Source organism: Pedobacter rhizosphaerae, assembly GCF_900111155.1.
Classification (GTDB): Bacteria; Bacteroidota; Bacteroidia; order Sphingobacteriales; family Sphingobacteriaceae; genus Pedobacter; species Pedobacter rhizosphaerae.
On the sequence record NZ_FOGG01000006.1, the window covers coordinates 1 to 21470 of the forward strand.

General features: G+C 39.1%; 15 protein-coding genes. 2 read left to right on the forward strand and 13 right to left on the reverse strand.

The features are described 5' to 3' along the window. Positions 1-402 precede the first annotated feature (402 nt). The 7 genes from BMX11_RS06305 to BMX11_RS06335 form a co-directional block, all read right to left on the reverse strand. Positions 403-1653 (reverse strand): sulfate adenylyltransferase subunit 1, encoded by a 1251-nt coding sequence (locus BMX11_RS06305; protein WP_090882591.1) that lies wholly within the window; start codon positions 1651-1653, stop codon positions 403-405. A gap of 73 nt (positions 1654-1726) precedes the next feature. Then, a complete protein-coding gene (gene cysD, locus BMX11_RS06310) occupies positions 1727-2632 on the reverse strand; it encodes a sulfate adenylyltransferase subunit CysD (protein WP_090882593.1) in 906 nt (301 codons plus the stop codon). A gap of 220 nt (positions 2633-2852) precedes the next feature. After that, positions 2853-3572 (reverse strand): phosphoadenylyl-sulfate reductase, encoded by a 720-nt coding sequence (locus BMX11_RS06315; RefSeq protein ID WP_175474495.1) that lies wholly within the window; start codon positions 3570-3572, stop codon positions 2853-2855. Positions 3573-3575: 3 nt separating this feature from the next. Further along, positions 3576-5087, reverse strand: coding sequence for a TSUP family transporter (locus BMX11_RS06320; RefSeq protein ID WP_090882595.1), 1512 nt, complete (start codon positions 5085-5087; stop codon positions 3576-3578). Next, a complete protein-coding gene (gene cobA, locus BMX11_RS06325) occupies positions 5071-5847 on the reverse strand; it encodes a uroporphyrinogen-III C-methyltransferase (RefSeq protein WP_090882597.1) in 777 nt (258 codons plus the stop codon). The genes BMX11_RS06320 and cobA overlap by 17 nt, the downstream gene beginning before the upstream one ends. A gap of 2 nt (positions 5848-5849) precedes the next feature. Next, on the reverse strand, positions 5850-7940 hold the full coding sequence (locus tag BMX11_RS06330; protein WP_090882599.1) for a HEPN domain-containing protein: 2091 nt from the start codon (positions 7938-7940) through the stop codon (positions 5850-5852). 877 nt (positions 7941-8817) lie between these two features. Continuing rightward, the gene (locus BMX11_RS06335) at positions 8818-9255 is read right to left on the reverse strand and encodes an RrF2 family transcriptional regulator (RefSeq protein WP_090882600.1); all 438 of its coding nucleotides are present in this window, start codon (positions 9253-9255) and stop codon (positions 8818-8820) included. A 445-nt stretch (positions 9256-9700) separates the two neighbouring features. Here BMX11_RS06335 and BMX11_RS06340 point away from each other — a divergent pair, with 445 nt between their 5' ends. Further along, positions 9701-10735: a metallophosphoesterase gene (locus BMX11_RS06340; RefSeq protein ID WP_245738591.1), complete on the forward strand. Its 1035-nt coding sequence runs from the start codon at positions 9701-9703 to the stop codon at positions 10733-10735. A 55-nt stretch (positions 10736-10790) separates the two neighbouring features. Beyond that, the gene (locus BMX11_RS06345) at positions 10791-11417 is read left to right on the forward strand and encodes a M23 family metallopeptidase (RefSeq protein WP_090882602.1); all 627 of its coding nucleotides are present in this window, start codon (positions 10791-10793) and stop codon (positions 11415-11417) included. Between the two features lie 618 nt (positions 11418-12035). Here BMX11_RS06345 and BMX11_RS06350 read toward each other — a convergent pair. From BMX11_RS06350 to BMX11_RS06375, 6 genes are read right to left on the reverse strand one after another with little or no spacing between them, the layout of a single operon-like run. Further along, on the reverse strand, positions 12036-13730 hold the full coding sequence (locus tag BMX11_RS06350) for an alkaline phosphatase family protein (protein WP_090882604.1): 1695 nt from the start codon (positions 13728-13730) through the stop codon (positions 12036-12038). Between the two features lie 17 nt (positions 13731-13747). Beyond that, complete coding sequence (locus tag BMX11_RS06355) at positions 13748-15685, reverse strand: M60 family metallopeptidase (protein WP_090882606.1); 1938 nt, start codon at positions 15683-15685, stop codon at positions 13748-13750. A 17-nt stretch (positions 15686-15702) separates the two neighbouring features. Further along, entirely contained in the window at positions 15703-17436 is a 1734-nt protein-coding gene (locus BMX11_RS06360) for a LamG-like jellyroll fold domain-containing protein (protein WP_175474487.1), read from the reverse strand. A gap of 26 nt (positions 17437-17462) precedes the next feature. Next, positions 17463-19136, reverse strand: coding sequence for a DUF5008 domain-containing protein (locus BMX11_RS06365; protein WP_090882610.1), 1674 nt, complete (start codon positions 19134-19136; stop codon positions 17463-17465). A 29-nt stretch (positions 19137-19165) separates the two neighbouring features. Then, complete coding sequence (locus BMX11_RS06370) at positions 19166-19915, reverse strand: fasciclin domain-containing protein (protein ID WP_090882612.1); 750 nt, start codon at positions 19913-19915, stop codon at positions 19166-19168. A gap of 6 nt (positions 19916-19921) precedes the next feature. Next, complete coding sequence (locus BMX11_RS06375; RefSeq protein ID WP_139180133.1) at positions 19922-21466, reverse strand: RagB/SusD family nutrient uptake outer membrane protein; 1545 nt, start codon at positions 21464-21466, stop codon at positions 19922-19924. Between the last annotated feature and the right edge of the window lie 4 nt (positions 21467-21470).

Genomic DNA, 21470 nt, shown 5'->3' on the forward strand with positions numbered 1-21470 from the left:
CCTGTAATCGCGCTTACTCTTGACAGAACTCATTCAGATCTCCCGGGGTAAAACAATCTACTTCCTATGGATGTGGCCCCTGTATTTACGTAATAGTCCCCGTGCAGTATTGGGCTTCTGTTTGTATGGCAACATCACCCGGACTAAATCCGCCTTATATACAGTTTCTGTTCGTAAGCCCCCATATTTGCCGCGGACTTCCTTCAGATTCGCAGTCACCCACGACACCCTTGTCTATAGCTAACACTTCCTACTGCAAAGCGTGTTCGGGACTCTAACCCTATAGTCGATTGCCATGCCCGGCGCACCATAAAAAAAGCAGGTATCCGTAGATATCCTGCTTTACTCATTACCCTCAATCCCTTAGGATATAAGGCTTCATTATATTTGGTTGTGGTTTACTTATTCAACTACAGCCCTGAACATCAACGCACCCACAGTAAGGTTTGTGCGGCTATCAACCAAAATTGCAGAACCGTTACTGCGGTTCTCATCATAAAGGTCGAAGGCCAATGCATCAGCTGTTTTCAATATTACTCTACCAATATCATTTAATTTAAATTCTTCCGCAGCATGCTTCTCTAAGGTATTGATATCTACCTTGTGAAGTATTTCGCTAATTTTTGTTTTAGTAACCTTGCTATTGTGCTGAATGAGATACATAATTGAGGTATCCAAAGCACGGGTATCCATCCAACATAAATCGGCCTCAATTAATTTAGATTCCTGTGGTAAGGCCGAAGCATTCACGATGGTATCTCCGCGGCTAATATCTACATCATCGCTTAAGTGAATGGTTACCGATTGGCCTGCATGAGCTTCTGCAGGTGCCTGATCAAAAAATTCGATTTTTTCGATGGTGGAGCATGCACCTGAAGGCAAAACAGTTACCCTGTCGTTTACCTTAAAAGTACCACTCAATACGCGACCTGCATAACCACGATAATCATGTAGTTCGTCTGTTTGCGGACGAATAACCCACTGAACAGGCATTCTGGCTTGTTGAGATTCGTCTAAATGATCGGTATCTACCTGTTCTAAAAAGTGTAACAAGCTTTCACCTTCGTACCAATCCATCCGCTCCGAAGGCTGAACAATATTATCGCCCTTTAAGGCGCTAACAGGTATATAAGTTACGTCTTGAAGCTTTAGTTGTTGGGCTAAAACCTTATATTTTTCTATGATGGCATCAAAAACAGTTTCACTGTAATCAACCATATCCATTTTGTTTACGCAAACAACGATATGCTTAATTCCTAGTAAAGAAACCAGATAAGAGTGTCTGATGGTTTGTTCTACCACACCATTTCTGGCATCTATTAAAATGATAGCTAGATTAGCCGTAGATGCACCAGTAACCATATTCCTGGTATATTGGATATGCCCAGGGGTATCTGCAATAATGAATTTACGCTTATCCGTTTGAAAATATTTGTAAGCCACATCAATGGTAATGCCTTGCTCGCGCTCTGCACGTAAACCATCGGTGAGAATAGCTAAATCAATTGTTCCATCATCGTTTTTATGGTTTGAGCTTTGCAATGCTTCTAACTGATCGGCTAAAATGGAATCTGTATCGTATAACAAGCGACCAATGAGGGTACTTTTACCGTCATCTACACTGCCCGCTGTGAAAAATTTTAATATGTTCATAATTGAAAATGATTGAATGAGTGAGGGTTTGAATTAATGAATTGACTCAAGACTAAAGACTCCCGACTCAAGACTAAAAATATCCTCCTTTTTTCCTATCCTCCATGGCAGCCTCAGAAACTTTATCATCCAAACGTGCACCACGTTCTGAAATCTTGGAAGCGCTGATTTCTTCAATAATATCATCTATTAAATCTGCATCAGATTCTACTGCTGCTGTACATGACATATCCCCTACTGTTCTGAACCGCACCTTTTTACTTACTACAATATCTTCATCATCCATATTTAAAAAGGGCGATGCAGCCATTAATTGTCCATTTCTGGTGATACAATCGCGCTGATGCGAAAAGTATATACTTGGCAATTCTATTTTCTCTCTGCGGATATAATTCCAAACGTCAAGTTCGGTCCAGTTGCTGATTGGGAAAACACGAACATTTTCCCCTTTATGAATTTTACCGTTGTAGATATTCCAAAGTTCGGGGCGCTGGCGTTTAGGATCCCATTGGCCAAACTCATCACGAACAGAGAAAATACGCTCTTTTGCCCTTGCTTTTTCTTCGTCTCTTCGCGCTCCGCCAATACAGGCATCAAATTCGTATTTAGCAATGGTATCTAATAAGGTAACGGTTTGCAGTGCGTTTCTACTGGCATTCTTTCCTTTTTGTTCTACCACCTTACCCTGATCGATTGATTCTTGCACAGAGCCTACAATTAGTCTTTCACCAATTCTTTCGATCATTCTATCACGATAATCGATGGTTTCTTCAAAGTTATGGCCAGTATCAATATGAACCAAAGGAAATGGAAATTTACCCGGGCGGAAAGCTTTTTCGGCCAACCGCACCAAAGTTATAGAATCTTTACCGCCAGAAAATAGTAAGGCTGGCTTTTCAAACTGCCCCGCTACTTCACGCAAAATGTGAATCGCTTCGGCCTCCAGCTCGTCTAAATAATCAAAATTATATGTACTCATTTCGTATTGTTGCAAGTTTACACTGAAGTTTTGAATGAGTGATGGAGTGAATGAGTGAATTATGCGCTATCCGGTTCCGATCTATTCTAATTCAGTATGTTATATTTATTTGTTGTTTTGTTTAATGTTTAACTGTTTAATTGACCAAACTGAGTAATCGTTAAACTGTTTAATTGTTGAGTTGGTGAGTTGAGAAAAGCCAACTGTCAACTGAAAACTGCTAACTCCCCACGCTCTTTACCTCAGTAGCATGCAAGCCACATTCCTTTTTACTTTGCTCTTCCCACCACCATCTTCCAGCTCTAAAATCTTCTCCAGGTGCAACAGCTCTTGTACAAGGAGCGCATCCAATACTTGGGAAGCCCTTATCATGAAGGGTATTATAAACGATGTTATTTGCTTTGATATAGTTTTTTACATCAGCTAAAGTCCAATCGAAAATCGGGTGGAATTTAACCAACTGATTGCCTTCGTCCCATTCTAAATCGTGCATATCTTCCCTGTTCGGACTTTGTTCCGCTCTAATTCCGGTAATCCAGATTTTATTACCTGTTAAAGCTCTTTTTAAAGGTTCAATTTTACGAATGTAGCAGCATTCCTTCCTGTTTTCTACCGACTCATAAAAACTATTTGGTCCTTTGGTATTCACCATATCCTGCAATAATTCATTATTAGGATAATAGGCATGGATAGGTTTATTATAAATTTCTAAAGTCCTGTTCCACACGTAGTAGGTTTCGGGGAATAGCCGTCCGGTTTCTAAGGTAAAGACTTTTATAGGAATATTATTGGCAAAAATGAGATGGGTTATGGCCTGATCTTCCCAGCCAAAACTGGTAGAGAAGATAATTTCACCGGCATATTTTTCTGCCAGGAGCTTTAATTTCCCAATTACATCTAAACCTTGCAGTTCATTTTTTATCTCTTCCAGATTCACCATCACCTAAAATAATTTCAATATAAATAAAATAACACTCCTTAAACTAACTCCCATTACAATAATCCCTACGGCCACCATAATGGTTTTTGCAGAGATTTTATTGGAAACCTTCGCTGCAATAGGAGAAGCTAAAGCACTTCCAATAATTAATCCAAGAACAGCTTCCCAATACTTTCCTCCCAACATGGTGAAAAAAGTAAGAGAGCTTAATGTTGCAATAAAAAAGCGGCTAATTTTCACTGTTCCTAAAGAAAACAGCGGATGTCTGCCACCGGCAATTAGACTAGACAATACGATTGATCCCCAACCACCACCAAAGGCAGCGTCGATAAACCCACCAACAAAACCTAAAAATCCGATTCTTTTAATCTTGTGTTCTGCTTTTTTTCTTTTGATGTTGAAGGCTTTCATTAAGATGATTCCGCCTAAGAATAAAGTATAAACCGCTACTACAGGTTTTACATAAGCGCTATAGTGCTCTAAGGAAGATAAAATGTAAGCACCCAGAACTGCTCCGATAATTGCGGGGATAATTAAAATTTTAAAAAGTTTCCAATTTACATTGCCCATGCGATAGTGCATCCACCCTGCAATACCATTACTCATTACTTCAGAAATATGAATGGCCATACTGGCTGATGCGGGAGGTAAACCCATGGCCAATGAAAAAGAGGCTGATGTTACACCGTAAGACATTCCGATAGCCCCATCTACCATGGCAAAAACAAACCCGGCACCTAAAAACCAATAAAATAAAGGATCGATATTGATAAAGAAGGTTTGAAACTCGGGTTCAGTATTCCATAACGTCACCCCTACTCCTCCAATAAACAATAAAGCAACCAGCCAAATCAGCCATTTCATGTTGGCCTCAACAAAGCTCTTTTTAGGGTTAACCAGGCTTTCGGTTACTTTATTCAGCTTTTTTACCTTAGCAGAAAAATCGCCATTTAAAGTTTGGCGTAATGCACTCATGTTTTGAAGTGTAGCATCTAGTTCTGCTGGAATTCCTTCACTTAAAATCTGTTTCAACCTTTTAGCAATGGTTGGAGATTTACCGTTGGTTGAAATGGCAATCTTTAAATCGCCCTTCTGCACAATAGATCCCAAGTAGAAATCGCAAAGATCAGGCTTATCGGCAACATTAATTAAGAGGCCTTTATCATGCGTTACCCTTCTTATTTCTTCATTTAAGATATTATTATTAGTAGCGGCAAAAACGATGTCGACATCCTGAAGATCAGACACATCGAAACTCTTTTGCTTTACCTTTATGCGAGGATAATCAGCAATAAGCTTATAAACCTCAGGAGAAACAATTTCGGCCACGATAGTAATCTGTGCCTGGCGACTATTACTGATAATAGCCGTTAATTTCTCCAAACCAATATTACCTGCTCCAATTAACAACGTACGCAACTTATTCAGTTTAACAAAAACCGGAAATAGCTGGTTACCCTTTTCTTCTTCTGAGAAAACGACTGCGTTGTTGTCTGGATTAGGCGATTGTTGCATATTGTTTAATAATGTTCTTAAATGATGGATGTAAAGAAACTACTTCTCCGAAAATTAACAAAGCTGGTGCCTTAATATTTTCTTGAACAACTTCTTTTTGAATGTTTTCTACTGTAGATATTATCAATTTCTCTTCTTCGGAAGAACCGTTTTGTATTACAGCGGCAGGTAAGTTTCTTTTCCCTGCGGTTTTAAAAATGTCTACAATTCTATCTAATTTTTTCAGCCCCATTAAAACCACAACAGTTGCATTTGAATGTGCGGCCTGATAAATATCGCTTGACACTTCTCCAGAGGTGGTGGTACCGGTAATTACCCAAAAACTTTCGCTTAAGCCACGATGGGTTACCGGAATTTGCTGCAAGCCGGGTACACCTATAGAACTAGAAATACCTGGAATTACACTTACCGGGATGCTATAAGATGCGGCATAATCTAATTCTTCATATCCCCTACCGAAAACAAATGGATCGCCTCCTTTTAAGCGCACCACATGGCCGTAATTTAAGGCATAATCTACCATGAGTTTATTAATGGTATCCTGAGGGTAAGAATGTTCACCAGAACGCTTACCTACGTATACTTTTATGGCCGCTTTTGGTGCATGTTCTAACAAAGCTTCATTGGTTAGGGCGTCGTAAAGTACAACGTCTGCAGCTTGCAAGGCTTTTACGCCTTTCAAAGTTAACAAGTCCGGATCTCCCGGGCCTGCACCTAAGAGCGTAATTTTGGGTTCTTTATTTAAATTCTGCTCAGTCATAATTATACGGTTGCTAAACTCCTTTTAGCTTTAATCTGGTTTAAAAATTCACCTGCCTCTTCATAGTACTTTTGTGCAAACGCCGCTGTTGGCTCATTTTTATTAATTTGCAAAACGAAGTCGGAGAAGCTGCTTCCTAAATTAAATTCTCCTGTTTCCACATAGTGATTATCAAACTCTCTGATCACCCCTGCCTGTGTGCTGCTGTTTACGCCTTTATCGAGAAGTAAAGATTTTGCTGCGCTTACCAAGGTACTGTAAGTATGGTAAATCGAATCGGCAAAAGCACCTTTATCTAAATTCTGTTTTGCCCAACCGAATTTCTCATCAGCCTCTAATAATAAAGTGGCTACCAAATCAATTACTACGCCTGCACATTCACCCACTCCAATAGCGGTTGCAAATTGTTCTACATGGCCCCAATCTACAAACTCTTCATCCTGTAAGTTGGTAAGGTCTGCCAATGGCTTTAACAGCTGATAGAAGTAATCTTTACCTTGTTTATCATAATACTGATGAAAATTCTCTCCAGTTAAGCTATTCTCTTTAAAATCATTTAACAAATAATGAAGCACACTCGTTGCTCTTTTAGAAGGCACCTTAATTACGCGTTCTGCTACCCTGCCTACACCGTCACCTACTGTTCCGCCGCCAAGCATAACCTGTACTGCAGGAACAACTTTACCAACTGCTTTTAAAGAGCTGCCATGGAATCCAATTTCTGCAAGACCATGCTGCCCACACGAGTTCATACAGCCGCTAATCTTGATATTAAGATTCTTTTCGTAAATAAACTCTGGAAAATCATTATAAATTACATCCTCTAATACTTCTGCCAAAGTCATGGAATTAGATATCCCTAAATTACAGGTATCTGTTCCCGGACAAGTGGTAATATCGGCCAGGCTATCAAAGCCAGCGGTAGTAAAGCCTATTTTATTGAGGGCAACGTATAAAGAAGGAATTGCTTCTGCCCTTACATATTTCAATAACAAGCCCTGGTTTTGCGTAATTCTGATTTCGTCGGCCACGTATGGTTTAATCGCTTCCACAAAAGCACGTGCTTTATCAGTTTTGATATCACCCACCTTTACTTTGACGTATACGCCGTAAAATCCGCTTTGTTTCTGTTCTATTACATTGGTTGCGAACCAGTGCTTATAGTGTTGCTCATTTTCAATTTCAACATCACCATAGTTTAAAGCTTGTGGCAATGCGGGTTCAACAACTGTATTGCGGTCAATTTCAAAAGTTTTAACCTTATTGGCAATGCGTTCTTCTGCTACCAGGCGCAATACTTCTTCCAGGCCTAATTTCTGAACCAGATACTTCATTCTGGCTTTGTTGCGGTTACTTCTTTCACCGTAACGATCAAAAACACGTAAAACAGACTCTGTAAACGGAATCAATTGATCTTCAGGTAAAAATTCGTGCACGGCATTGGCGAGGAAGGGTTGCGCACCCAAACCACCTGCAAAAAGAACTTTAAAACCTCTTTCCCCCTGCTCATTAATTTTCGGGATAAACCCTAAATCGTGAATGTAACTGAATGCTGTGTCTTTATCACTGGATGAAAAAGAAATTTTTATTTTTCTTCCCATTTCCTGACAAATCGGGTTGCGAAGAAAATAAGCAAAAACAGCTTGTGCATAAGGAGAAACATCAAAAGGCTCTTCTGCATCTATACCCGCATTCGGCGAAGCGGTTACATTACGAACAGTATTTCCGCAGGCTTCTCTTAAAGTAATATCATCCTGTTCCAGCTTAGCCCAAAGTTCAGGGGTTCTATCTAAACTTACATAATGAATTTGTATATCCTGACGAGTAGTGAGGTGCAAATTACCACTGCCATATTCATCGGCAATATCGGCAATACGCAATAACTGTTTAAAGGTTACTTTACCAAAAGGCAATTTGATCCTTACCATTTGTACTCCTGGCTGTCTTTGTCCGTAAACTCCTCTAGCCAAACGTAAACTTCTAAACTTTTCCTCATGAATGGTTCCATCCCGAAAAGCCCTAATTTTCTTTTCTAGATCAATAATATCCTGTTCAACTATCGGATTTTCGAGTTCTGTTCTGAAACTTTGCATGTTTTGTTGTTGTTGTTATTATTCTAAAAATGCCTCTCTTATAGGAGAAGCATTTCCATTTTATACCTAAAAAATGTTAATACGCTCTCTTCTACCTTGTTTTTTTACAACAACGCATCAGGTTACACATCTGATAATTAGCTATAAATTCTAAATTCATCCTTCAAATATATAAAGTATATAGGAATAGTCGTAATTTATTTTAAAAAAATTTTATTTGGTAGCAAGCCTTTGGATTTTAAGAATACCAAATTTAATTATCCTGAAATGATGTAAGATGGGGAGAGGTGAGATGGATTTGATAGACGATTGCACCATTTTCCGTTACAACATTTCACGTTCCTTATGATGTAAGATGGGGAGATGTAAGATGGACTGACTAAACCGTTGCAGCAATTTCCGTCAAAACATTTCACATCCCTTATAATGTAAGATGGGGAGATGTAAGATGGACTTTAAAGGCGGTCGCAAACCATTTTCCATCAATACATTTTACATCCCTTATGATGTAAGATGGGGAGATGTAAGATGGACTTTAAAGGCGGTCGCACACCATTTTCCATTACTACATTTTACATCCCTTATGATGTAAGATGGGGAGATGTAAGATGGACTTTAAAGGCGGTCGCAAACCATTTTCCATCAATACATTTTACATACCTCTAAATTATGTAAGATGGTTAAATGTAAGATGGACTTGACTAAACTGTTGCAGCATTTTCCATCAATACGTTTTAAATCCCGTATGATGTAAGATGGATTTTAAAGACGGTCGCACACCATTTTCCATTACTACATTTTACATCCCTTTAGATTGTCATGTTCCAACATTACATTTCACCTCTTAAAGAAGATGGCAGAAGTACAATGAAATGTTTTAAAGAATGATTTTTAGACCGTCTTCTCTAGCTATGATGTCTGCGATACTGGTTTCGGTTAAAATTTTGAGGGTTGCGTCTCTCACATCAATAAAAGCGCTCCTGATACCGCATGTTTTTTCGTCAACACATTCATCACATTTATGATAAAAGTTTAGACTTGCACAAGGTACCATGGCAATTGGACCGTCGGTTATGCGCATTACATGAACCAATAAAATCTCTTCTGGTTTCTTATTTAAACTGTAACCGCCTCCGGCACCTTTTTTACTGTATAAAAAGCCAGCATTTCTTAGATCAAGTAGAATCTGTTCCAGAAATTTTTTGGGGATATGCTCTTCCTCTGCAATTTTAGAAATCTGCATGGGTGGTTTTTCAACATTCTTACCAAGAGCAACAAGAGCTTTAATGGCGTATTTAGTCTTTTTTGATAGCATATATCCTACAAAGCTACTAAAAGTTAATATAATTTAAAATATGGTCACCTTACTCCTATCTCATTATAGTGTAATCGTTACTCTAAAATAAGTTAAATATTCATTCAAATGACTTTTTCACCCTATTTCTTCAGCTCATACTTCTTATTTATGCTTTAAAGCTCTATCAATGCATCGTCAAAATATACTACCGGGTGTAACATTGTCTGTTTATCAGGGTTTAAATTTTACTTTTATCATATTATTGAATTTAAACATGAAAAGGAGATTTTCCCTAATACCCCTAATTATACTAGCGTTGTTTTTTTTCGCAGTCAATGCTTATGTTCTCGGCGGATTCCAGCTCATTATACAATCGACTTTGCTCAGTCCCCTATTCTGGACCTTCATTATTGTACTTATAGTGGCTTTATTCATTTCCATTAGCAGATTTCAGCAGCGCGGAATGAACACGTTTTTTCAGGTGGTGAGTCATTTATTTTTAGGCGTGCTGATTGCAGAGGGTATCTTTTCAGTCTTTCTGCTACTTGGCGACCTCTATCGTTTTGCGGGTAGCTTATTAACCAACTTTCAACCTGCCGGATTTCATTGGATTGCCAGAAGCCCGTATTGGATAGACTTTTCCTTTCTGATGTTAATAGCCACCATCTTGCTATTTATTTACGGCATCACTAAAGGGAAATATGCTTATAGGGTAATTAAACACACTTTATATTTTGACGATTTACCGGAAAGCTTTGATGGTTTTACTTTAACCCAAATTTCTGATGTACATGCCGGGAGCTTTACCAATCCAAAGGAAGTGCAAAAGGGGATTGATTTAATTAATGCGCAAAAAAGTGATTTATTTGTTTTTACAGGCGACCTGGTAAATAATGCGGCAACGGAAATTGCGCCCTACATCGGACATTTTGCACAGATTAAAGCGCCTTATGGCCAGTTTTCTGTTTTAGGTAATCATGATTATGGAGACTACATTAAATGGCCAAGCGAGGAAGCGAAGATCAAAAATTTACAACAATTGAAGCAGTTTCATGCCGAAATTGGCTTTAGGTTATTGTTAGATGAACATGTAGAGCTACATAAAGGAACTGAAAAAATCATTTTAGCAGGAATCGAAAACTGGGGAATAGGTTTTGGCGAACGAGGAGATTTAGAAAAGGCATTGACCAATACAAAGAGGGATGATTTTAAGATCTTACTCTCCCACGATCCTTCTCACTGGGATGCGCAGGTTAAAAATAACCCCTCCAAAATTCAGCTTTCATTAGCCGGCCATACCCATGGGATGCAATTTGGAATTGAGGCATTCGGCATTAAGTGGAGTCCGGTGAAATATCGCTATACACATTGGGCGGGTATTAAAGAAGAAAATAACAGATTTTTAAATGTGAACCGGGGCTTTGGATTTTTGGGTTTCTCGGGTCGTATTGGTATTTGGCCAGAAATAACAGTTATTGAGCTGAAAAGAAAGAAATAAAAATCAACTAACAAGATAGTTTATTTTCTTAACTTGTGTTTCTTAAAACCTGCTTATGAAAATTATTATTTTATTATTATGCTCAATGTTTGGACTGGTAACTCCCACCATTGAAAACGACCGCGATCGCTGGAAGCCTTATTATTTAGATGTAGCACCAAACAAAGTTGCCGACAACTGGTTTCTGCCTTTTGAAAGCAATAACCGAAAAAGTGTTAAAAGTATTAAAATCATCAGCATTTTTGGCGATCACAGGGATAGTTATTACAAGGGGCATATCCATACGGCTATAGATATTAATCCCGCTCAACCCAAATCTAGATTGATTCCGGTATTGGCCATGGCGGCTGGAGTGGTATGCTCTATACATTTAGGAGAAAACCAGAAAACGGTTGTGGTTAAACATAAGCTGAAGAATGGTTCAACCATGTTTACAAGCTATAAGCATTTAAAAGAAGTTTATGTGAAAAACGGGCAGCAGGTGGATGAAAAAACCAAGTTGGCCAGGTTATTTACCTCGGCAGAAAGCAAAAAATATGGTGGCGACTACCATCATCTACATCTAGAAATTAGAAAGAAATTTGACGACTATGGCTGTGGGAGCTGGCTTACCATGAACAACACACAGTTGAATGAGCGCTTTTATAATCCACAAAATTTTATCAAAGCAAATATAAAATAGCATTTGAAGTAGAAAGCCCTTTTCACATCCGTGGAAAGGGCTTTCTGATTACAAAACTAACTAACTATTTATTTAAAAAACTCAATTCAAAGTTCTTGAGGTTTACATGTTATTATCGAAATCACAGCCAGCTATGTCGATGATTTCCTCATTAATGTGGAATTTTATATTCCCTGCCTTTTAGATTCCAGATCCAAATTTACTGATGATTAACTGATGTTTTTTAAACTGTTTTAGCGCAAACGTTTGAGCTTTAAAGATGTTACGAATGCGCTCTTGTCCGAAATAATGATTTGCATTCGATCAAATTGATTCACAAGTAGCCTTAATCATTAAAAAATGTATTTCGATGGGTTATATAGATCTTTATTGGTAAAACGAATCACCCTGGAAATCTATTGGACAGGAATTTAATTCTGCCAGGCATTTCCTTACAACCCTTTACATGGTAGAATCCGGATAAAAACCCGCTGTCTTAAGTTGATCCTACCTTAAAAGCAAAAAAATCAAACGTTTGCGCTAAGTTAATTTAAGCAGGCACCACATTTACAGTGACGATGCAAAATAAAATGCCCTTACCAAACCTTGGCAAGGGCACTTTTACTACCAACAAACTATTTATTTTAAAAATTCTATTTCAAACTGATTAAGGAAAGGGTTACCGTCTATGCCGAAATCAGCGAGGATCTTAATATTCATCCAGTACAACATATTAGCACTTACTGAGGCTGATGTGAGTGCGATAGATTTCCCTGCTGCATCTGAGTCGGCAGTTACAGACGCAGGAACATCGGTCCCCATTGATTTCCAGGTAAATGGCCCGTATAATGACATATCATATCCACCCGGAGCCTTGTTAACCAAATAGCCATCAGTACCTTCATTATTTTGCCAATAACCAATTAAATTGGCATAATTTGGATGTTTCGTGATATCCTTTAGTGCAATATTGGCTTTAACAACAGCAGGATCCAGCGCGGTATTAAAGTATGAAAGTTCAGCACCCTGGAAACTCAACCCCGTGCCTCCAGAAAATTGCTTGTAGCCCAAAGTTAATTTCTCTGAAGTTGACAAGCTTTTATGATTACTGATGTTCAGCGTAGCGTCCTGATTTCCATCCGTATAAGTAGTAACTGTTCTTGTGGTAGCATTAACATATTTAACTGTCATGGTTATGGTATGCCAGTTTCCATCGAAAACTACTCCACCAGCACATTCGGTCCTTCCAGTACCTGATCCATTATTCGTTCCGCCAAATGATGTTTTCCATTTTTGCGAGTCACTTTGAAAGAACATCCAACCAGTTTGCGTTGAGCTGCTAATAATTGTACTTTTAGACAAAAAGCCTACATAAAATGTATTTACATTAAATTTAGTCTGTAGTTGTACGGTGAAATCTTTATTAGAACCTGAATCATATAATCCATTATCATTATTAACCTGAGCACCAACCCCTGTGTTGTTAAATAAAACGGTATTAAAGCCCCTCTTCTTCACCTCTTCTTGTTTAATATTTTTATTCGATGCAATTAAAAATCCCGATTGAGGATTGGCATTACTGCCTCCATGATTGGTGGTAACAATAACGAGCCAATCTTCTGAAGCATAATTTTTTCTGGCTTTTAGCGCGGTAATGATATTTCCCACATATTCATCTGCCTTTACAATTGCATTTTTATAATTATTATTACTTGCCAGAAAACCTCCATTTGCTCCTGCAGCTTCTACCTCTCTAAAATTTACAATTAGTGCACCAATATTATTTTCCTTACTCAGAATACTAATTGTACTGTCTTTAGTGGCCAAATCGGTACTCACCACTGGTGAGAAATCAGCATTTCTCAAATATTTGCGTAAACTCTCCCATGGTGTAACTACAGCTGTTCTTGTAGCTTTATATTGGGTAATGTAGTCTAATACATTTCTATAGGATTTAATTTCTGCATGGTCATCAGCGTTTGGATCCTGCAATCTTTCAAAATTATCAGCACCAATACTATGTTTCGCATAGCTCACTCCCGTTGTCATGGTTGCCCAGGATGCTACATCATTTCCAACTCCGCTCTTCTGCACCTCAAAAGAATATTTTGAGGTTTTCTGTAGTTCAGTAATATGGGTTGGGACAATGGTTTTAATCTCGCTACCCGTAACACCATCAATACTGATTACTAAAACCTTTCGCTGTGAATTGTTAATTGGCTTTAATTCCTCGAATACAGAAGCTGGGTTATTGTATTTTTTACAAGCTGATACAACTGCGAACAAGGCGAGTGCAGCGGCTATGAATATTTTAGTTTTATTATTTCTTTTCATTTCTTAGCTTCTAATGGTTATTTAATTATGCCCATTTCTGATAGTGATGCCAATGTATTATTGGCTGTCCAGCTGTTTTTAAGCACAACCCTATAATATTGGGCATTAACTGCCCCTGCAGGAAATAAGAATTCGTACCTGGCAAATGCGTTTGGTATCTGTGCGGTACCTACACTAACGAAGTTTGAATTGTCATTACTTACGAAAACCTCAATATCTTTCGGGCGTTGTGCAGTAGAGTTTCTTGGAAAAAAGTACATGCCTTTAGCCGACACCCTGTTTCCTTGATTGAGTACTATGTTAAAAGGATAACTTTGTGCAGCAGATGGTGCAGGAGAGTATTGCGAATGCCAATAGGTAGCTGTGTTTCCATCCAACATATTTGCCGGCGAGCCTTCAGTAGATTGGTTAGAGCTTACAGAAAAAATCTGCGGAACGATAACAGCAGTACCTCCAGTTTTATTGAGCGGGTTGTAAGTCCATAGCTGTGTATTTAATTGTGGATACTTTGCAGCTACTTTATCTCTTACTGCAATACTGGTTAAGATACCCCAGGCATCAAAAAATGGCCCCAAATCCGTTTGCGTATAATCGGAAAGCTTTTCATATACGAAATTATGTTTGGTGATATCGTTACTATTTAAACGCGGGGCATGACGTGCTTCTATGTACAAATGTGTCATGGCACCATAGCCATATTTCTCTAAAATCTGAACGAATGGTGTCATCTTTCTAAAAGGGCCTTTATCCTTATCTGTCATGAAAGCATCGGTATCAAAGTTTTTTGCGCCTGCTGCACTTGCATAGGCAACAGCCTCTGGAAAGCCGCTTGAAACTGCCGGATGCAGAATGTTGTAATTTGCCCCAATCCTGTTTGCAACTTTAAAACTGAACAAGTTGTTAGTGGTTTCGCCTAATGAACTCCAGCTCCATATACTCCCCTGTTGGCAGTTGTGACCGAATTCGTGGTAGGTACCCCATTGGCCAGAACTTGTAGTGATTGATTTTAAGCTGGTAAAACTAGCAAACCAATAAGCGTCGTTCAAGCCTACAAAAGGGAAACCCGAATGGCCATATCCAACGCTAAGCTGAATATCAAGTATTCCACGCCATTGGCTTTGTGGTGCACGGTCTCTAATATCAGCGGCATTTTCTGATAAACCCATCCAGGCATTATAATCGAGATCGAAAACATCGTTCCAACGGGTAAATACTGCTGTGGGATTTGTAAATGGCTCGCTTGAATTAAATGTAGCCATCACTTTATCCCTGGGGATAGTAAAAATAACACTTTTAGCTCTTAATTCTAACCAAGGCACTTGGGAGGCCTTAACCTGGGCTACCCATTCGGCATCATTGCTTTTACCCAGAATAAAATCTGGAGACACCACAGCACCTGAAATGGTAAAAGTTATGGGATTAGGATAAGCAAAAGAGGCAAGAATATAGATATGTCCTCCATACAGGTTACGCACATAATTTACACCAGAAACCAATTGTTTTCTACTATAAACTACCGGATCACGTAATAACGGAAATTTTCCTGCAAGGTTATCGGTATGCGCACCAATCTGAACCACCAATCCCTCTATTCCCGCAGGCACGATAATTTTAATCAACTCGCCCGGTGCGGCATAATACCCTGTACTATACTGCGGAGATGGTGCTACAGATATTCTTAAATTTTGTGCGGTTTGATCGGTAAAGTTAAGATCAAGTGTAAACTGAGCGTCTTTTACCCTAGGTTCTGCTTGATCTACCAATCCTGGGAATACCCTGGCCTTTGCATACATCGATTTATCGATTACCTTCATATTGGTATCAATAGTACCTTCAGCGGTATTCTGCGAATCATCCGGATACCCATCCTCAATTTCGTAACCATACTTTTTACAGGCAGTAAATGCAAGTAAAACAGACAGTCCAAATATTTTAGTTAACTTAATAAATTTCATCTTATTAATATTTAAAGTTAATTAGTTGGCAATAAAACAGTTGGATTATACAGTCTACCTGTCAAATCCCATTGAGGAGAAACAGCGATATTTAACCAATTGTAAATAAGCAAAGGGATATCAACACCATTTGGAACAGAAGTGTAAGCTGCTGGAGAAATATCTGGTGAGATATTAGGAGAAATTTCTTCGAATGAAGAAAAGGTTACATTGCTACTATAGGTAAAATTATTTCCTTTACCTGATTGATCAATCATGGTTGTACCACTTGTTTCATTTCCAGGCCAGAAGCCTAACAAATTGCTATAAAAAGGTGTAGTAGGTTTAATTTGTGTTCTCATAACTGCCGCAACATCATTAGCAGACATGGTAACATTAAACAAAGCAACATCTCTTATTAAGACATTGGATTGGGTATTTCCGTCGGTTCCAATATCACCGCCCAACCTAAGCGGAGTATTATTGTCTATATTTCTTCCACTAATAGAGCCTGAATACCTGGTTAATCCATCCACATATAGAGTAAGTGTTCTTAAGTTATTAACTACGCCAATGGTGAAAGCCACTGTATGCCAGCGTCCATCGCGGATATCGATACCAAAGCCAGGGCGAGGAGTACCTCCCCAGTCTAACTGGGCAGAGTTAGAGCCAAACAAGAAACCCCATCCTACAGATGAAACGGAGTTAAAAGCATTCCTTTTTGCCAGGAACATTGGATAAAAATTGCCTTGGCCGTAATCATCTCTAAACTTAAACATAAAGGTAAAATCGCCGGTAGTACCAAAATTTCCCAGTGTAGGATTCTTTTGAATCGCAGTAACGTTTGAAGCTGTTGTAGCTATAAAACGAGGCGCAGTACCTACAAAAGGATAACTGCTAGGATCTGGCTGCGAAATTTTGACCGACATAAATCTGGGGTTATAGAAGGCGATATAAGCATTTCTTGAAGCATCATTAAAGATATTTGAACCCTGAACACCACCAGAAGGGCCACCGCCTTTATTTGAAGCAATAATAACCAGCCAATTCTCTCCCGAATAGCCTTTTCTTGCTTTTAAGGCAGTCAGTATTTCACCAATATAGCCGTCGATATTCTTTATGGCTGTGGCATAGGCGGGTGTGCTTGCCGTATAGCCATTTGCAGCGCCAGCGGTTTCGGCGCTGTGAAACTGGGCTACAACTAATGCCGGGTTACCACTGGTTAACTCGGCAACTACTCCAGCTTTAACGGCAGCATCATCAGATACCGTTTGTTTTACCGTTGCATCTGCGGCAAGTTTATCACTAAAAACAGCTGTAGATGCAATCGAAACCGTTCTTGCAGTGTTCAGCAGGCTGTTAATACGGGTAAATATAGTTGGTGTAGCCTGCAAGTTTAGGCCCGCAAAATCTTCTGAAACAACATTGTGTTTGGTGTAATCATAACCAGTTAGCATAGTTGTCCAGGCCGATGCATTGGTGATAACGTTATATTTATTATCGGCCAAACCATCAAAAGTATAAGTAGCCCTGGCATTTATTTGAGTGATGTTTGGGGGAGCAATTGTTTTTACTGCTGTACCTGTTACGCCATCCAAAACAATGTAAAGTACTTTTTTCCCGGCACCTATGCCTGCGGTATCGTTTCTAAAGCCCTTTGGCAATGTATTTTCAAATTCCTTATTACAACCAGTGGCCATAAGGAAAAGCCCAAATATCAAGGCCATGCCTAAATATTTTAGGGATGTGGTTAATGTAAATCCTTTTTTCATATTCATTATGTTTGAAACTATGCTGATCAATTAGAAAAATTTAGGCGTAAAAGATTATGTGGCAACGTACTATTGAAGCGTAAGATATCTCCTACCAGTATTACCTGCGAACCCGTAGCGATAGTAGTTTCTACCATATCATAAATTTTGCCTTGAAAACCTCCAGTATTGTTATACCCAACCGCTAATTGCCCGCTGGCTTCCAGCACCATGAATCCTTGGCGCAGGTAGTCGCCATATTTACTGAAAGAACCACTAACCAGGATTTTTCCGTTGTTAAGTTGACCCGCAAAAGTTACTACTCCCCCAGTTATGGCCTGGCTGTTAAAGGTTGTTACATTAGAACCATCGGCGTTTAGCAGATTAATACCTGAAGAAGCTTTGCCGTTAAAGGATGTAAATGTTCCACCAATTACAATTTTATTGGTAGTGGCATTATATCTGATCGAAATAATATCACTGTTAGCACCGGTTCCAACATTAAAGCTATTATCTACACTGCCATTCAGATTCAGCCTCACAATTTTATTGGCCTGGCTACCATTAAATGTGGTAAAAGTGCCTACTAAGATTAATTTTCCATCGGTTTGCATCATGGCATCTAAAATTACTCCATTCGCTCCTGAGGCACTTTGACGGGTAGAAGCATTATAATGAAATGTCGAGTCCATAGAACCATCCATATTCACCCTAACCACCTGCCGCATACGTGTGTAATCATAAACCTTTTCATCATAACTGGAATTAGGCAGGTACATGCGTTTGTAATTATTGAAGTTTCCTATAATGTAAACCTGTTCGTTAAATACAAAGGTTTTTCTAACAATTCCATCTACTCCTGCATTAAACGCACTCACGGTGTCGCCATTTTTATAGGTCTCTTGTGGCTTTGGATTAATTACATCTCTAAGCACTAAACTATCGAGTGAGCCATTTGCATTTAAACGTGCTATACTGCCAAGGGTTTGGCGATTTAGCCTTGTGGAGTTGAAACTGGTAAAACTTCCGGCAATAATAAACTTACCAGCTTGTGCGCCGGTTGCAATACGATTAATGGAAGTAATCATCTTTCCGCCCCCTCCAACACCTTTACCAAATGATACCCCACTGGTGGAGTAAGCACCATCACCTAGAATTTGGGCAATCCCACCAATAGGCAGTTTTTCTGTTCCTTTTAATTCAAAATCATTAAATTCTCCACCTACAAAATAATTGCCGCCAGGCAGGCCTTCAATATCATATACCGTGCTAAAACCTGTCGTGTTTGTTGATCCGTTTATTACTTTCCAACCCGCATCTACGCTTATCTTACCTCCAACTTTAACAATTGGGCCAAAGAAACTTTGCCCCTGAGAGGTAATCCACATGCTACCGGTACTGGCAGTTACCGGAACTTTGAAGGTTAAGGTCGTGTCGTTTGTTGATCCCGTAACTACTTCAGCCTCAATTTCATTTACATATACCTTAAAGTCGTTGATGTATTTATTCAATCCCTTAACCCTCACACTTAAAACATCACCAGGATTTACCACGTCAGGATCTATGGTTTTCGAAACAAAAGTTAGGTCCAGTGGTTTCTTTCCTCCTGCATAGGGATCTTCTGTAAGCCCTCGTTCTTTTTGGCAGGAAACAAAAGCCGTTGTTAAGCAAATTGCGCCAAGCAAAAACAGCTTAAATTTATATTGTATGTTCGTTAACATTCTTTTCAATTTACGATGATAAAATAAACTTATGGTGTTGCCGGATCAATGCCCGCGGATATAGCCTGCTCAATAAACACATTGGTATTAAATCCGAAATTATGATCAAGCTTATTTAGCACGTGTAAAACGCCATTATTAGGCTGTATATCTGAAGTTGCAACAGGAATATTGACTAATGAAACCTGCGGATTAGACAAATCAGGAATATAGGCCAGGTACAGCTGGCGATAACCGGCATATGCTACTCTTGATATTTCTGCACCCTTATCATTATACACTACCGCATCATTAAAGATTACGCCAACATTCATAATTCTGCCACCGTAAGAGGTATAACCCTGGCCCGGATAAGCGAGGTATGATAATGTGTCGCGCTGTGGATAATCCTTTAGCCGATTTGAGCCCTTAAAAATATATTGAGAAAGTATATTCCTCCATACCTGAGACTTAATCTGTGTCAATTTTGAAACGGTATCTTTTCCAGTTGCCCTTAACTCTACATTTAATCGTTTAACAGATTTAAAGACAGATCCGCTTGGTGGAGCAAAAAACGTTATATTTTCTTTACTAACCACATCGGCTAAACCGGCGAGTTTAATAATTGTTAAAGTAGAATCAAAGAAGGGCTTTCTCCCTTCCATGTACTGCATAATATTGCCTTCAAATTTAGGATCATGAACTTCAGTTTCTATGTAGTACTTTTTACAGCCAGCTAATACTGCTAATAAGCAGATTATTGAAAGTAGTAACGTTTTAGGTTTGTGTAGCATCATCATATCTTATTAATTCCAGAAGTTATTAGCAATTAAATGGGGGTTTGCGCTTCTTTCAGCAGCGGTAATGGTAAGTGGCCATGTCCAGGCACCTGCATTTAGGTTGGCAACAGACATAGGTGCTTTCGTAAAATCGGAGTTTACTACCCTTTTTGTTCTTACCAGATCGAAGAAAAAGTGTCCTTCACCAATGAGTTCACGACATCTTTCTTTATAAATCTCATCCTTTAAATCCTGTCCGCTTTGTATAATAAGCGGTGCATTGGCTGCTGCAGTTACCCTGTTGGCATAATCTCTGGCCTCGCTTTCCTGTCCAAGCTCAGCAAGTGCCTCAGCCGTTAACAGATAACAATCAGGTAGTCTGAAAATGATGGCACTGTCATCACTTGTTACGTATATTGCACTTCCCGATCCGGTTGTATAGGTATTGGCAAATTTCTTAAACTGAAAAGTAGTGCTCTGAGAATCGAAATTTTCAAACCAGGTGGATAACCTTGCATCCGAACCTCCTGCAGGATAAAGTTTTGTAATGTATTCTTTAAGATAAGCCATGAAGCTTGATGCCTTACTTACAGTACCCTGATAAGGATAATGCGAGAAATAGTAAGAAAAACCTGATGGTAATGAGAAACCCTCACCGTAATTGACATCTTGTAGAATGCCAAATAAATTTTCTGAGCTTCTGCCTTTAAAAATTCTCAAGGTATTTGCCGGAGTGATCGGTAATAATTTATATACACTATAGGTATCCAGCTCGGTAGCTAATTTTGCCACTGCCTCATAATACGGTGTTTTTACGCCAGTATCCCAGGCGGCAGCCCACATATTCAGGTGCATTAAAAGGGCAACTGCCGAAGCTTTGGTCGGCCTGAAACCATTGGATGAAGCATCATTGTAAAAAGCAGGTAAATCATCTTTTACGGCAGTCATATCAGCAATGCATTTGTTCATTACAGTAACCTGTGATGTTCTGGGTAGTGGATCACTATGATATGCATCTGTATAATAGATTGCATCACCAAATAGTTTACAGATAAACATATAGCTTAGGTTACGCAAAAAAACCGCCTCGGCTTTGTAGCGCTTTTTATCTGCCTCAGGTAAACTTGAGCCAGGAACCTTGTCAATTTCGAAATAAAGAATATTGGATGCCGCCACCACATCATACCATTCTTTCCAGTTCATAATATTTTTCATCATGCCGTTGTAACGGCCAGTACTGTTCACAATTGATTTCATATTGTTACCGCTAAGCGCTGTAAACGTTGCCACTCCATCATTATCCATACTACCGGTAGTTACCACGTTGTTTCCACGGATTTCCAATGCCGGGAAGAATGCGCGGTCGTCTCCGTTAAAGAACTGCGGTGTACCTGCTACTTTCGATCTTAAGCGTGAATAAATGCCGTTAGTAAACCCTTCTACATCTTCACGTGTCTTCCAAAAGTTATTCCCGCTTTGCGCTTCTATTGGCGTTACATTCAGGAATTTTTTGCAGCCCAGGTTGGTAAAAACCAGTGCGGCAATAAGGATCATATATGTTGTATTTTTCATCTGT